This window comes from Flavobacterium sp. LM4 (genome assembly GCF_002017935.1).
GTDB lineage: Bacteria > Bacteroidota > Bacteroidia > Flavobacteriales > Flavobacteriaceae > Flavobacterium > Flavobacterium chungangense.
Map to the genome: position 1 here is coordinate 610,286 of NZ_MUFW01000001.1, position 15,612 is coordinate 625,897.

Genomic DNA, 15,612 nt, shown 5'->3' on the forward strand with positions numbered 1-15,612 from the left:
TAATTCTGAGAGGGTTCTTTTTTTAATCAAAGATATTTTAGTTAATCTTAGTTTCCTGAGTAATTTGGGCAGCCAAAACATTTACGTGCCATATTAAACTGATATGTTAATGATAGTTCATAAACACCTCCTGTTCTTCCTATTTTAGTAGTATTCAAATCATATGAAAGACCTAATCGCAAATTTTCGTATTGCAGTCCGGTGAAAAAATTAACAGAAGTCAGTAATTCATTATTCATTCCATTTTTAGCAGGATTGGTAACGAAAGTTGTTCCGAAAAACATTTTTTCGAATAAAATAGAAGCTCCGATATCCAGTCGGTTATATCGCCCTTGCTGCATATAATTTGATGTGACAAACATTTTGGTTTCATATGGAAGAAACAATACGTCAATATAATCAGCTACTAGAAATTCATACCCGCTGCTTAGCGAGAAAAAAGTATTTAAAGGCAGATTTCCGTTAGCACTCAGAGCGATATTAGGTCTGTTTAGGTGTTTCATTGAAAGTCCAATCCAGAGATCATCAGTGTTAAAAACCATACCTGCAGATACATCAAAAAAAGTAACCCTGTCGTTGGCCAGTAAAGGATCTATTGAAGTCGCATTATTAGGCCCGCCTATATTAATCTGATCTTCCAGTAATAAATTACCAAATGCAAATGATTTTAATCCAAATCCTGCTTCGATACCCGGTCTGAATGTCCAGGTATCATTAATCCTCACCCTGTAGGCATAATTGGCATTGACTTGTGTAAAATTGTAATTGGTTGCGTTTTCCCTTTGGTTTAAAATGTTCAAGCCAATTCCGCTATTAAGGTTATCACTCCAGGTATTTACAAAGGCATAATCTGTGTCAACACTTAAATCTAATTCTGGCCATTGTTCACGATGAATGATTCCGGCGTAGGTAGTTTCCATAAAACCTGTGAAACCAGCATTTAGGGTTTCGGGAACTAAAAAGTATTGTGTAAAAATAGGATCTTGTGCTCTTGTTTTGGTATAAAAACAACATGTTATTAATATAACAAATAATAATTTTAATCTCATTTTTTAATCTGTTGTTTTATTTAATTAATGTGAGTGATCCTTTTTCTGTTATGGTATGATTGTAAAAGGTTTTAGCTGTTATCCTGAAATAGTAATTACCGTTTTCGGCATCTAAATCCTTAATTTTTCCACGCCATCCATGAATGTTTACTCCTGTTTCAGTATAAATAATACCTCCCCATGTGTCATAAATATCAAGGGTCACATTGTTTAATCCCTGAAAGACAGGTGCAAATGAATCGTTGATTCCGTCATTATTTGGTGTAAAAGCGTTTGGCATAACTAAGGTGTATCCTTTTTCTACAAGAATACTGGTTTCATAAGAATACTGGCATCCAAAAGGATAATTAACGACTTGTTTTATAGTATAGATGCCTTCTCTGGTGTAAATGTGTTTTGGATTTGTTTCAGTAGAAAAATTGCCATCTCCAAAATCCCATGACATGCTTGTAAAATCTCCTGTGGCTAAATTTGTAAATATAACCGGGTCGTAAACGGCATAGAGGTCAAACATCTCTTTTCCGTACGAACTGGTAGAGAAGCCTGCTACACCTAAAACAGGTGTTTTAACATTATGAACTACGTCGGCAGTACAGCCAAAACTATCAGTAACGCTAAAAATGACTAATCCTTTATTATCGGTTTTCATTATTTCACCATTCACACCGGAAATAACTCCATCTGACCATTTTAATGTGTAAGGTGGAATCCCCCCTTTAACATGCCCCACAAATGTTTGATCTACAAATTTGGTTTCACAATTAAAATCAGTTAAAATTTCTATTGTTGGAGTAAGCTGTTCAAATCGCGTAATTTTAAACGTATCTGATTTTTTGCAGCCTCTTGAGTCTGTTACCGTAACAGTATAATTGTCAGGGGTGAGTTGGCTCAAGTCTTCAGTTCGTGCACCATTAGACCAAACATAGGTATAAGGAGCTGTACCACCTGTAACAACAAGATCAATGACACCGGTATTTGCTTTAACACAATCAAGCGGGTTTGAAACATCTCCTCTTATCTCTAATTCCAATGGATCAACAACAATATATTCTGCTTCTATTACACATAATTTAGCATCGGTAATTTTTACGTTATAACTTCCAGGACCAAGGTTGTTTCTTTCGATTCCTGCAGTAGAACCATCACTCCATTCCAGTTTAAGCGGTGCCTGTCCGCCAACAAGGTTGAGTCGGATGTGTGCGTCATTTGCTCCATGGCAAGAAATGTTTTGAAAGTCCGGATTGATCATAAATACCGGGGCATTGTTAACCGTTATAGGAAAATCTTTCGGGCATCCCAAGGCATCAGTAATGGTAATTAAATAGTTTCCTGCAGACAAATTAGACTGTTCCATGCCAGTTCCTAAATTGCTCCATTTTATAATATACGGATCGCCGGTTGTAAAAGGTACTCCTCCTGTGATAGAATTAATTTTTATAACTCCATCTCTAACGCTGTAACAAGTTAAATGAGTAACAGAGGTATTTAATTTTATTTCAGGATTTTGAAGTATTTCAACCTTCAATGGAACGTTACATCCGGAATTATCCGTAACCGTTAAATTATAAGTACCGGCATAAAGGTTCTTTAAATTTTGAAGATTACTTCTAAACCCGTTTGGTCCAGTCCAGCTGTAACGATGAGCAGGTCTTCCTCCAGACGAACTCACATTAATTTCACCTGTATTATATCCGTAGCATAAAACATCTACCTGGCTTTCCCATTTTACTTCCAGTAATGGAGGCTCGATAATGGTAAAACTGGTTCCTGTAAGTTCGCCACAATTATTGACTTCTGTTATTTTTACCTGATAAACTCCTTTGTCCAGATTATTCAAATTCCCCGAATTCCCGGGATAAGGATTTCCATCTTTTGTCCATACAAAATTATATGGAGGTGTTCCTCCTGTTACAGAGGTATTGATGGTGCCGTTTTTTAATCCAAAACAGGTTATATCATTTTTACCTTCGCTTGCAATTCTAAATTCTCCTGGCTCTGATACATTATATGAAGTAGTAAAAGGACAGCCTCCATTATCTGTGATAGATAAAAAATACAAACCAGCTTTTAAATTAGAGATATCCTGATCTGAGCTAGTAAATCCGTTAGGGCTTGTCCAGGATATTGTATAAGGTTTTCCTGTTGTACGAGGTGTTCCTCCACTTATAATTAAGCTGATTGAGCCATCATTAGATCCGTAACATTTGCCATTTTTTATAGTTTGAACGACTTTTATAGTTGGTTCTACTGTAACTGTAACTGTAAAATCTGGGCCAGGACATGAAGCAGATATTGGAGATACAGTATAGGTTACTGTTGCCGGACTGGCTGTATTGTTTATTAATGTCTGGCTGATACTTGCTCTTGGGCTGGATTGCGCACTTGCACCGCTTATCGCACCCGGCGGAGAAACTACCGGATTAGACCACACATAAGTAGTTCCCGATGGTACATTATCTGTTGTTCCGTTACTGACAGGTATAATTTGAAAAGTATTTCCACTGCATATTTTTGCTGTTTTAGGGGTTATAACAGGCGAAAGAACCATATCTACAGAAAAGTTTCTGGATACTTCTGTTGTTCCACAGCTATTTGTTACCCTAAAAGTTGCAACATAATTACCGGTTGCAGTATAATTAATAGCTCCCGGATTGAGTGCTGTAGAAGTTGAAGGTGTACCTCCGGGAAAACTCCATGAATAAGTGATTTCTGATGGAGGGGAACATGTTTCTTCTACTTTTCCTTCAGGATAAATCGTTGCCGATTTACAAAAATCTGAGATTGGCTTTAGAGAAATAACAGGTTTCTTTTTTACCTGAATTTGCTGTGTGTTATAATTATAAATTCCGCAAGAATTGATTGTTCTTAATCGAACAGTATAAACTCCCGGAGTTGTAAAATTAAAAGCCGGATCTTTAGAGGATGAATTTGTTCCGTTTGCAAAATTCCACGATCCTCTTCCTGATCCGGGAGATGTTTCCTTACCGCAAAAGGCTTCATAATAACTTATAACTTCCCAATAGAAGCTTGAAGCTCCACAGCTTAAATTTGTATCGGTAGTATTGGTTATCTGAACTGTTTCTGAAGCACAGGCATTAACAAAAGTAAATTGTGGCTGCAATACAGGTTCAACACATATGTATTGTGCAGCAGGAGTGATTCCTACACCACATGGCGTTGTAGCGTTCAAGGTAACTTTATATCTTCCCGGTGCTGCATAGGAGTGATATGGATTAACCTCTCTAGAAGTTGTTCCATCCCCAAAATCCCAGGTATAAACATTTACAGTACTACAGCCATTAGTATAACCGGCATAGGTTGAATTATTGAAATAGACACCTGAATTTACACATGCAACAGATGGTATGCTAAAACTTATTACCGGTACATCTAAAATAATAATGGGTCCTGCAGTAAGATAGGTGCTTCCACAGGATGTTGTTATAGTTAAGGTTACGGTGTTTCCTGACGGACAGTTGGCTCTTGTAAACTTATGGGGAATAGGGAAATTTTGTGAAGCCTGAGGATTTAGACTGTTGTAATAAGAAGAAGCTTCCAGTTGAGACTGAGTATAAGTTTGAGTAGAGCCATCGCCATAATTAATATAATAATTAGTATCAGAAGGATTAAGAGCCCAGGAACCAATTGCAAAATCCATTGGATCTACCGGAACACATAAATTTGTTGTGTTTCCCGGAGCGATAAGTGCACCAATTGGGTTATTGGAATTTTTAACTACATAAGTTACAGAATTATTACAGCTATTATTTCCAACAGCTGTAATCACCATATTAAAAGAACCTAATTTCTGGTATTGGTGACTTTTTGGAAAAGTAACATTTGTATCTGTACTGCCATCTCCCCAGTCGACATTATAGGATGTAATACAAGAAACTGAACTGGAACTGTTTCCAACATTAATAGAGTATTTTGGATTTGAGTTATTATCCCCACATCTTTCAAAAGGTTTATTAGAACCCGGAGCATTCAGGTCAGTAAACTTCAAATCAGGTTTCTGTTTTACAGAAATAGATTTTGTAATCGAACCTGTCTGACCAGTAGCGTCAGTTACGGTTAGTTTTATACTAAAATTTTGGATTCCGCATCCAACAGCTGTAAAGCTATGACTTGGATTCATCTCAGTAGAAGTTTTTCCGTCTCCAAAATCCCATTTATAAGAAAAGGGAGTGCTGCCGGCTACTATTGGGGTAAACGTAACAGGAGTTCCTGAGCAGGCACCATCATTAGTAAAGCTAAAATCTACGACTGGTGCTGTAAAATTGCAGTAATCTTTATATGTAAAATTATTCCTATCGTTACGATTATAACTATGGGCAGCAGTAGAAATGATTAAAATAAAAAGTAATGATAAGAAGTAAAGTTTCTTCATGTAGTATAATTCGGTTATTTTCGGGCGTAAAAGTATGTGTTTTTTTTTAATCAAAAAAAGATTACGAATAATCATTTTTTTAATTTTATACTTCAATATAAAACTTACGGTATTAATGGTGGTTTTGTATTGTCTGATAACATATTTATTTAGATTATTCTATAAAATTCTTTAATTTATAGAATAAAATAAAACTTAAAGGATCAATTCTAACTTAATTGTATCATACTTTGGTTTTGTATAAAAATCAAAAGAATGACGGGAAGAATAATATGTTTTTTGTTATCTTGTAAAAATTGTCGGGCAGATGTCGGGCAATTACATAATAAAAAAAGCGCAAACCCTTATTTGTAAAGGAATGCACTTTTAAAATTTTGACCTCCTTGGTACAGAATTCGAACCTTTTACTTGAAGATTTCCAAGTTTTAAGCGAGTTGACAGAGTTTTAATAATGAAGGCATTTGATTGACCGAGTTTATTAAAAAGTTGCAACTAGCCTAAATGGGGCTTCTACAAAGCACATCTAATTGTATGAAATACAAAGTCCCTTAAGTTTAAGGATATCTAGTAAATCAACAAAAAGTTTATCATTTGTTCCAGCAATATTGAAAGGTTAGACTTAATAACATTGTATTTATATATGTAATAACTCGAAAGGCTTATTGATAAAGTTTAAAGTTAGTTTTCTATAACTCATCTTCCACGATTAGGTCAACATTTTTTAGAATAAGTTCTTCTAATTTCCGTTTGTGAATAACAATTTTCAACTTTTCTTGCAAAATATTTTTCAATGAAATTTTCTACATTACTAATTTCATCATTTAGTAAATGATAAAAATTTCATAGTCTCGAACGACTCGATTTTTAATAATTGTACCCTTAAAAAAGAAAGATTCAACAACTGTGAGTAAGGCGTTTGAAAAGGAGTTTAGAAAGCTTCCTGACAACTTAAAGCTGTCTTTGACCTATGACAACGGAACAGATATGGCGCAACACAAAACCTTTACTAAAAACTCCAAAGTAAAAGTCTATTTTGCCCATCCCTATAGTCCGTGGGAAAGACCAACAAATGAGAATACAAATGGATTAATTAGAGACTATTTCCCCAAAGGAACTGACTTTAATTTAATATCAAAAAAGCAACTCAAAGAAGTACAAAATCAGCTTAATGAAAGACCTGGAAAAACCCTAGAATATGAATCACCACTAAATACAATTAGCCGATTATATAGGAACCAAAATTTTATTTAATAATTAGCTAAATTCAAATCCCAAGTTATTGGAGTTATGCATTTTTCTAGAATTTATTTTACGATAACTTTTTTAGTAACACGTTTTGCATTCTCTTTTTCGATTACAATAAAATAGATCGCTGGAGAGAGATTACTACAATCCACTGCCAAAGTACAATTACCTATTGCAAATTTTTGAGAAGCTATGTCTTTAACCGCAGCCCCACTAGAATCAACTAATCGAACAGTTATATTTTGTTCTTTTTCATTATAAAACTCTAAATTCGTATTGCCATCAATAGTTGGGTTAGGAAATACGATTATTTCGGTTTCGTCCGATTCAATTTGCGTTACAAATTCTTTTGATGTTGCCATACGATTGGTAGCAGCTGCAAATGCAATATAACCATTGCAATGCATCATCTGGCTGCTTCCGCCACCACCACAAGTGTTGTTTGAATAAAATGCTGTATTAACCGTTTGATTTTCGGCTTGTAAAACCGCACTATCCACTTGCAAATAATCTACCTCTACATCTCTATTTGCGATATCATTTACAACTTCTAGACGTACAGCACCTGTAGCTGTTGACGACGTGCTATAATTTGCAAAAGCCGTAGTGAGGTTGTATGTAGCAATTACATTTCCGTTGATTCGCAATTGTAATTGAGCACCAGTAGCGGTACCACGAGCTCTAGTTACAAAATTACGAGTTGCCACATTAGTACCACAACCACCAAATGGAGCGGGTGCAGGACAACAAGAAAGCGATGGGCGACCGCCTAAATAAGATTTTAACCATGTCATTGCTGGGCGATCTACAAAATTTCCATAAAGTAATCCAGAATCAGTTCCGCCAGCACCAGAGGCACCATTACCATTGATCCATGTATTGCCTTGAATATAACCCCACAATGTAATACCGGCTACTCTTGGATGTTCCCAGGCTACTGGAATTAGACTAGCGTAAACATCTCTTTGTTTGGTCTCGTTAGGATTAGCGGGTTGGTCAAACTCAGTAATATGAATTGGAACACCAGTTTTTGTCCAGATTTCATCGATACATACTTTAAAATTTGCAGCAGTTAAATTTTCAATACCATGTGCCTGTAAACCTACACCATCAATCAGATTTTTTGTTCCATTTGTAAGGTTTGGAGCATTTTTTACAGCATTTACCATCGCAATATAAGGTGCACGACAGTTGTTCCAGTTCATTTCTACATTGTATTCATTAATCAATAACGTAGTATTTGGAAAATTTTTTCTAGCCAATTGAAAACACCAAATTACCCAACCATATTGATTATTGATATCACCTGCATTGGCTGGTTCTGCTCGATAACCTGCAGTAAGAGCAGCCTTATAATTAGCTGTCATTGGGGTATTTACCGGCTCATTTAATACATCAATCATTTTTAGACCGCCCAAAGGGTTGTAATGGTCAGCTGTGGCTTTTATGAAGGCTTGTACCGAAGCTTGTATCGTTGCTACACTAGCACTTGCAACCCAACCTGGTGTTTGAGCACCCCAAACTAAAGTATGAAACTTGAATAGTCCGCCACTGTTTTTGGCTTGATTGTAAGACACATCAGAACCAGACCAATTGTAAACTCCTTTTGTACCTTCAATCGAGCCCCATTTTGAAGCATTTTCACTAGTAGTCTGATTCCAAAATGTATTGTAATTACTTGGAACACTGTTTTGAATAATATTTCCAAAATATTTTCCTTTACATTTTCCCAATTGAGCTTGCGCATTATTGCCCAATACTATAGCTACTAGTACTAACAATACCCACTGAATTCTAATTGAAATTCTATTATTTTTCATAATTATGTCTTTTTATGTTTTTTATTAATAGTATGTGTAATCTTTATTTCTTAAAAGTTTTGCATTAATCCTAAATCGTAAGGAATTTTGATATAACTACCAAAATTTCCATTTACCACACCTTGTATAAGGACTTCACAACGATCAATATTATTTATTTCCATTAATTGATTGTTTCCTGAACGCAATATTTCACCATGTGAAATCTGATCTGTCCAATGCTCATTCCGTTCTGTTAAATTTGCTTTTGTAGCCCATGTTTCTGAAACTTTAGTCCATGTTCCGTTAAGCGTAGTAGCCGACCAAAGCTCGAAGTACCTTGCAGCATCTTCGACCATCATATAAAATTTACCATCTGCTTTGTTTTTATATACATGAGGGGCTTCAAAAGTATTTGTTGCAGCAATTGTTGGCGCTTCCCAACCATTTGGAAAATTAGCGATCGTAGTTCTACGTCTTTTAATAGTATTTGAACCATCTTGTGCAGAATAAAAACAATATACATGGCTATTATCAGCAATGCACCAAAAGTCGATACCATCATTAATCCCCATTGTTTTACCTGCTGCCCAACCTCCGTAATTGGATACACTCGTATTGGTAGAATATGTGGCACCTAAACCCGATTGATAGATTAAATACCATTTTCCTTTTACAGGAAAGTTGAATACTTGCGGGGCACAAAAATATCCTCCACCATTTAACGAATTCATAAACCTACGAGGATCGGCTTTCATATTGAATAATGAGACTGTGTTTACATAACCCATCTTCCAGTTGTTTCCATCTGTACCGGTATAAAACACATGCCATTTACCACCGTCGTAAACAAGTGTTGGATCTTTTACGGCAACAGATTCAAAAGAACCCGCTGCACCTTGTTCAAAAATTTTGCCAGTAACACTCCATTTTGGACTTGAAATTACACTGACTTTTGCGTTTTTTTCAGTTTTACCGATAACCTCTGTTGATGAAATGACTTCATCAGGTTTACTACAACTACATGCCATAATCACAAAGGAAGTTACAGCAAATTTTAATAAATTGTTTTTTTGATTTTTCATAATTATTTTTAAGAATTAACTTACTAAAGATAATAAACAAAATAATTAAAACGTAAATAATTCTGACAAAAATTAAACTATTCTTTTTTTTAAATAAGTTTTTTATGTAGTAATCATTAAAAAAATAACAAATTATTGAAATAAAAGTATTTGTAAGTTTTAACAAAATCATCAAAAAAACACCCAACTACGTACCCAATTATACTTCAATTTAAAGGAACTCAAAAGTTCTTAAAGCCAGATTTTACGAAAGTTTACAATGTAAATTATCTCGAAGCTAAGAGACAAAAATGAGTTCAAAGACATCAATACGTTTTAAATTACCAAAGGAGAAACCGATGTTATTTATGTTTGGAATGGCAGTTGGCAAATTGCAACCTACAATGAGAACTAAAGTATTTTCATGATTTTAACATATAAGTTAAAAACATTACAGGATTCGAACCAGAAAACTCAACAAACATAAGGGTTTGTTAATCACTCTAAAATATCGAAGCTTTTGTCGAATGAGAAAAAAGCCTGTAAAATCAATGCTTTACAGGCTTTTTATTTTTTCTTGTGACCATGGAGGGATTTGAACCCTCACGCCCTTGCGAGCACCATCCCCTCAAGATGGCGAGTCTACCGTTTCTCCACATGGCCTAAAAATGAAAAAGGTCAAGTAAATTAATACTCGACCTTTTGTGACCCGACTGGGGCTCGAACCCAGGACCCCATCATTAAAAGTGATGTGCTCTACCGACTGAGCTATCGAGTCATTGCTTTCAAGAAATTTAATTTGTTTATCACAAAATTTGTGACCCGACTGGGGCTCGAACCCAGGACCCCATCATTAAAAGTGATGTGCTCTACCGACTGAGCTATCGAGTCATTTAATTCCTTGAATGCGGGTGCAAATATAAGGAGTTTATTTTATTAATTGCAAGCAAATTTATTATAAATTTGTCTTTTTTTAATCAAATTTTACAACACCTTAGTTTATAAGGTTTTATTACAATGAAAAAAATCATCTTATTAGGTTATATGGGTTGCGGAAAGTCTACAATTGCCCAAAATTTATCAAAAATTACCAATATTCCATTTTTAGATTTAGACAAATGCATCGAAAAAAGAGCGAATTTATCCATAAATGAAATTTTCGAACAGCACGGAGAAGTATATTTTCGAAAATTAGAACACGAAATGTTTGTAGAATTACTTCAGTCTTCAGAAAATAATATAATTGGTTTGGGGGGCGGAACACCATGTTATGCTAATAACCATGAATTATTAAAACGGGATGATGTTGTTTCTGTTTATTTAAAAGCATCGATTGATACCTTATATAGTAGATTGGTGCATAACAAAAGCAAACGCCCGTTAATTGCCAATATGAACGAAGAAGAAATGAAAGAGTTTATTGCGAAACATTTATTCGACAGAAGCTTTTATTACAACCACGCGCAGCATAAAGTTTCTGTCGATGATAAAACCGTTGAAGAAACAGTTCAGGACATTTTGGAAATATTAGCTTAAAAAAGCATAATCGTTTCCGTTTTCGCCAAAAACAACCTGTACATGTTCTAATAAGGATGTAGAAAGAGAAATTCCTTTAAAATCGGCTTTTACCGGGTATTTTTTGTGATTTCTGTCAACAAGTACCGCGGTTTTGAATTTCTTTAAAGGGACGTTCAGGAAATGACGAACAGCGTAAATTAATGTAGTCCCCGAATTCAAGACATCGTCAACCAATACCAAACCTTTATTTTCATATTGTGTGACAGTAAGGGAAGTTTGTATTGGTAAGTGAGGATTTTGTTTGTCTACAATAACTTCGCACAAAGAGATTTTAAGGGTAGAGATAGTGCCTAAAGCTAAAGCGATTTTTTCGGCAAAAATAGACCCGTTAGAAGCAATTCCGGCAATTACAACTTCTTCTTCATCAACAAAAGTCTCGTAAATCTGATAGGCAATACGTTTTATTTTATGTTCAATTTCCTGATTGGTTAAGATGATGTTTTTGCTCATGATTTATTTTTTTTGCTAATATATAACTAATTTAAATTCCAATATAGAAAATCCAAATTCCAATTTTGAAATGTATACGAGACTTTTTTTAAAAATTTTGGAATTTGGCATCGAATTTTTAAGTTTTGGGATTTGGAATTTAAATATTGGATTTTCTTAAATTTTGAAATTTAAATCTCATCCTGATCTTCTTCATGTATTTCATCTCCATAGTCATCAATATCTCTACGGTCTTTTTTGGTTGGTCTGCCTGTACCGCTTTTGCGATAATGTTCTTTGGAGAGTTTTAACAACTCTAAATGAGCATAAGTCTCAGGAGGAGTTTCGTTCTTTCTGTAGATATCAACTAATTTTGCGCCTACACGGCTTTCAGGAATATCTAACACAGTTATAATTTGTGTAATTTGATCCTTTCTAAACGTAATTCTATCTGTAGGAAAAACTTCTTTAGAGGGTTTTGCAACCTGACCATTAACTGTAATATGGTTCTTTTTACATGCCTCAGTAACCATATTACGTGTTTTGTAATATCTTACGCACCACAGGTATTTATCTATTCGCATAATTTTTCTAAAATCGGAGTTAAATTCTTTACAAAAATAAATCAATATTGTATCTTGCGCACCTAAAAAATTAACAATAATGAATAAATTTAAATATTTTTTTATTTTACTGATTACAGGTGTTATTTTGGTTTCCTGTAATAAAAACGACGATGATGATGATGTAAAGCCGGTTCCGTTGAGAGATTATACGGAACAATATAATACAGATAATGCTAATATTGAAGAGTATTTAAATACATATTACATTACAGTTGTTGATAGTCCTGGTAACCAGGAAGATCAGGATGTTGCAATATCTAAAATTACGGATCCCGCAACTCAGCCTTCTATCATGTCGTACCTTAATAGTGCTTCTTTTCCTAAACTTTTAACAAGAAATATTAGTTTAAATGGTGTTGCGTACAAAATGTATTATTTGGTATTGAGAGAAGGTACGGGTACTTCTCCTATGAACACAGATCGTGTTGTAGCTGCTTATAGAGGAGAGTATATGACTCGTGTTGAAGCAACTACCACGGCGCCAATAGTACCGGCTCATTTAACAACAACGCTTTTTGAGGAAATCAAATTTCCTCAGGCTAATGTAAATTTTACGGATTTATATACTGCTGTAGTAGGGTGGAGTGAAATCTTTCCTCAGTTTAAAACCGGAACCAGTGCTGTACAGACAGATGGAACTGTAAAATATGAAAATTTTGGTGCAGGTGTATTGTTTATACCATCAGGATTAGGATATTATACTGGGAATTCAAGAGGAACTGTAGTTATTCCGCCTTATTCGCCATTAATTTTTAGTTTCAAATTATATGATCTGGAAAGAATGGATCATGAACTTGGTCTGGTAAATGGCGTAAATGCATATGTTGGTGACGGAGTTTTTGATTATCAGGAAGATATTAATGGTGATGGGTATGTATATGATTATCGTAATACAACATTATATCCTAATGCACCGGTAAATTTAGATGATACAGATGGTGATGGTATTCCTGATTTTATTGATATAGATGATGATGGTGATGGATATAGAACCATTGTAGAAATTGCAAAACCAACTGCTGAGGTTGGAGGTAGTTTTGGTCCAAGCAGGTATTATCCGTTTGAAGCATTTAAGATTGTAGACGATCCAATGACTCCAAATGTAAATGAAAGTTTAAATAGTGAGCCAAAAGGAATTCCACGAAGACCTACAGGTGTTCTTACTAATCCTAATTTGCCGGAGTCTTCAAGTAATCCTAGAAAGTTTACAGAGGAGGATTACATTGCCTCAGGAAGATTAAGAATACATTTAGATAATTCTTATCCTTATAAAAACTAAAAGTCAAGAAAAAATCATAAAAAAACCTCGAAATGTGAATTTCGAGGTTTTTTTATGATTAAGAAAATTGAAATTATTTTCTTTTGATAACTTTTTCTACAGCTTCAACAATTGCCTGGTTGTTTAGTTTGTATTTCTCCATTAATTGCTCAGGAGTTCCTGATTCGCCAAAACTATCGTTTACAGCTACAAATTCTTGTGGAGCAGGAGTATTTAAAGCCAATACTCTTGAAATGCTTTCTCCAAGACCTCCAAGAATGTTGTGTTCTTCTGCAGTTACAACACATTTAGTTTTTGCAATTGATTTTAGAATAGCTTCTTCATCAAGAGGTTTAATGGTGTGAATGTTGATTACTTCTGCAGAAATCCCTTTTGCTTCAAGAGCTTCAGCAGCAACTATTGCTTCCCAAACTAAGTGCCCTGTTGCTACGATTGTAACGTCAGTTCCTTCGTTTAATAAAATTGCTTTTCCAATAACGAAAGGTTCGTCAGCAGGAGTGAAGTTAGGAACAACCGGACGTCCAAAACGTAAATAAGCCGGTCCGTGGTGATCTGCTAATGCTAACGTTGCAGCTTTTGTCTGATTGTAATCGCAAGTGTTGATTACAGTCATTCCAGGTAACATTTTCATTAACCCGATATCTTCTAAGATCTGGTGAGTTGCTCCGTCTTCTCCAAGAGTTAAACCAGCGTGAGAAGCACAGATTTTTACGTTTTTATCAGAATACGCAACAGATTGACGAATTTGATCGTAAACTCTTCCTGTAGAGAAGTTAGCGAAAGTTCCTGTAAAAGGAATTTTTCCTCCAATGGTTAAACCTGCAGCGATTCCAATCATGTTCGCTTCCGCAATTCCGATTTGGAAAAAACGCTCCGGGTGATTTTTTTTGAATTCATCAAATTTTAATGATCCAATTAAATCAGCACAAAGGGCTACTACTTTTTCGTTTTTTTGACCTAATTCAGTCATTCCCGCTCCAAAACCTGAACGAGTATCTTTACTTCCTGTATTTGTATATTTTTTCATTTTGTTTTTTTGCTTTGGGCGATAGGCTTTAGATAATAAACATGTCGTTTATTGCTTTTGGCTTAAAGCTTTTTTTTAATAATCGATTTGATCTGCAGAATAGTTTTGAGCCAATGCAGCCGCTAACTGATCGTTGTTTGGTGCTTTTCCGTGCCATGCATGTGTATGCATCATAAAGTCAACACCATTGCCCATTTCAGTATGTAATAAAATACAAACCGGTTTTCCTTTTCCTGTTCTCGATTTAGCATCAGTTAAACCTGCAATGATAGCATCGATATTATTTCCTTCAGCAATTTCTAAAACATCCCAGTCAAAAGCTTCAAATTTAGCTCGAATACTTCCCATTGCTAAAACTTCGTCAGTTGTTCCGTCAATTTGTTTTCCGTTAACATCGATAGTTGCAATCAGGTTGTCTACTTTTTTAGCAGAAGCATACATGATAGCTTCCCAGTTCTGACCTTCCTGTAATTCACCGTCTCCGTGTAAAGTGAAGATTAAGTGATTGTCGCCATTTAATTTTTTAGCCTGAGCTGCTCCAAGAGCTACAGATAAACCTTGTCCTAATGAACCAGAAGCCATACGAACACCAGGTAAACCTTCGTGTGTTGTTGGGTGTCCTTGCAAACGAGAGTTTAATAGTCTGAAAGTTGCAAGTTCTGAAACAGGGAAATAACCGCTTCGTGCTAAAACGCTATAAAATACAGGTGAAATATGTCCGTTTGAAAGAAAGAATAGGTCTTCTCCAATTCCGTCCATATCAAAACCTTCTTTGCGTTCCATAATATTTTGGTATAGCGTTACCAAAAATTCAGTACAACCTAGTGAACCACCTGGGTGACCTGAGTTGACAGCATGTACCATTCGAAGAATATCTCTTCTTACTTGGATAGTTAAATCGCTTAATTGTTGTGTGTTAGGCTTCATTTTATATGTAAAAGTTAAACTGGTGCAAAAGTAAATTTTATTTTGCGGTAAGACAAATGATTTTTTGCTTTAGTTTGCCGTAATTGTTAAATTCAGGTAGTTTTTTTATTGATCTTGAAAAAAACGTTGAAATGTTTTAAGTTTTTTGAATTAGAGATCTGTATTTGATTGTCTTTTGACGAAAATTTAAAACAACAAA

General features: G+C 35.0%; 10 protein-coding genes, 3 tRNA genes and 1 pseudogene. 3 read left to right on the top strand and 11 right to left on the bottom strand.

Annotated features, from left to right (window positions below):
- Nucleotides 1-47: 47 nt before the first annotated feature.
- Nucleotides 48-1,049 (bottom strand): type IX secretion system membrane protein PorP/SprF, encoded by a 1,002-nt coding sequence (locus tag BXU10_RS02760; RefSeq protein ID WP_078226007.1) that lies wholly within the window; start codon nt 1,047-1,049, stop codon nt 48-50.
- A gap of 16 nt (nt 1,050-1,065) precedes the next feature.
- On the bottom strand, nt 1,066-5,439 hold the full coding sequence (locus tag BXU10_RS25695) for a PKD domain-containing protein (protein WP_304529076.1): 4,374 nt from the start codon (nt 5,437-5,439) through the stop codon (nt 1,066-1,068).
- Between the two features lie 861 nt (nt 5,440-6,300).
- On the opposite strand from BXU10_RS25695, the pseudogene BXU10_RS02770 reads away from it, so the two are divergent.
- Nucleotides 6,301-6,690, top strand: a pseudogene (locus BXU10_RS02770) (IS30 family transposase); the annotation flags it as partial.
- 53 nt (nt 6,691-6,743) lie between these two features.
- Here BXU10_RS02770 and BXU10_RS02775 read toward each other — a convergent pair.
- The 5 genes from BXU10_RS02775 to BXU10_RS02795 all read right to left on the bottom strand — a co-directional run bounded on the left by BXU10_RS02775 (nt 6,744) and on the right by BXU10_RS02795 (nt 10,438).
- The gene (locus BXU10_RS02775) at nt 6,744-8,504 is read right to left on the bottom strand and encodes an endo-1,4-beta-xylanase (RefSeq protein WP_078226010.1); all 1,761 of its coding nucleotides are present in this window, start codon (nt 8,502-8,504) and stop codon (nt 6,744-6,746) included.
- Between the two features lie 50 nt (nt 8,505-8,554).
- Nucleotides 8,555-9,568 carry a non-reducing end alpha-L-arabinofuranosidase family hydrolase gene (locus BXU10_RS02780; RefSeq protein ID WP_078226011.1) on the bottom strand — a complete coding sequence of 338 codons (1,014 nt, stop codon included), beginning with the start codon at nt 9,566-9,568 and terminating at the stop codon, nt 8,555-8,557.
- 559 nt (nt 9,569-10,127) lie between these two features.
- A tRNA-Leu gene (locus BXU10_RS02785) sits at nt 10,128-10,210 on the bottom strand.
- A 42-nt stretch (nt 10,211-10,252) separates the two neighbouring features.
- Nucleotides 10,253-10,325: transfer RNA gene (locus tag BXU10_RS02790), tRNA-Lys, on the bottom strand.
- A 40-nt stretch (nt 10,326-10,365) separates the two neighbouring features.
- Nucleotides 10,366-10,438, bottom strand: a tRNA-Lys gene (locus tag BXU10_RS02795).
- Nucleotides 10,439-10,564: 126 nt separating this feature from the next.
- Between BXU10_RS02795 and BXU10_RS02800 the strand changes: the two genes are divergently transcribed.
- Nucleotides 10,565-11,083, top strand: a complete 519-nt coding sequence (locus BXU10_RS02800) for a shikimate kinase (protein WP_078226012.1) — start codon at nt 10,565-10,567, stop codon at nt 11,081-11,083.
- On the opposite strand, the gene BXU10_RS02805 is transcribed toward BXU10_RS02800, so the two are convergent.
- Both BXU10_RS02805 and BXU10_RS02810 read right to left on the bottom strand, forming a co-directional pair.
- Complete coding sequence (locus tag BXU10_RS02805; protein WP_078226013.1) at nt 11,075-11,575, bottom strand: phosphoribosyltransferase domain-containing protein; 501 nt, start codon at nt 11,573-11,575, stop codon at nt 11,075-11,077. The genes BXU10_RS02800 and BXU10_RS02805 overlap by 9 nt on opposite strands.
- Nucleotides 11,576-11,745: 170 nt before the next feature.
- Nucleotides 11,746-12,138: an RNA-binding S4 domain-containing protein gene (locus tag BXU10_RS02810; protein WP_078226014.1), complete on the bottom strand. Its 393-nt coding sequence runs from the start codon at nt 12,136-12,138 to the stop codon at nt 11,746-11,748.
- 79 nt (nt 12,139-12,217) lie between these two features.
- Here BXU10_RS02810 and BXU10_RS02815 point away from each other — a divergent pair, with 79 nt between their 5' ends.
- Entirely contained in the window at nt 12,218-13,459 is a 1,242-nt protein-coding gene (locus BXU10_RS02815) for an FKBP-type peptidyl-prolyl cis-trans isomerase (protein WP_078226015.1), read from the top strand.
- Between the two features lie 73 nt (nt 13,460-13,532).
- Here BXU10_RS02815 and BXU10_RS02820 read toward each other — a convergent pair whose 3' ends face one another.
- Together BXU10_RS02820 and BXU10_RS02825 are read right to left on the bottom strand one after the other, a co-directional pair.
- The gene (locus tag BXU10_RS02820) at nt 13,533-14,486 is read right to left on the bottom strand and encodes a transketolase family protein (protein WP_031457391.1); all 954 of its coding nucleotides are present in this window, start codon (nt 14,484-14,486) and stop codon (nt 13,533-13,535) included.
- A 75-nt stretch (nt 14,487-14,561) separates the two neighbouring features.
- Nucleotides 14,562-15,413, bottom strand: coding sequence for a transketolase (locus BXU10_RS02825; protein ID WP_031457392.1), 852 nt, complete (start codon nt 15,411-15,413; stop codon nt 14,562-14,564).
- Between the last annotated feature and the right edge of the window lie 199 nt (nt 15,414-15,612).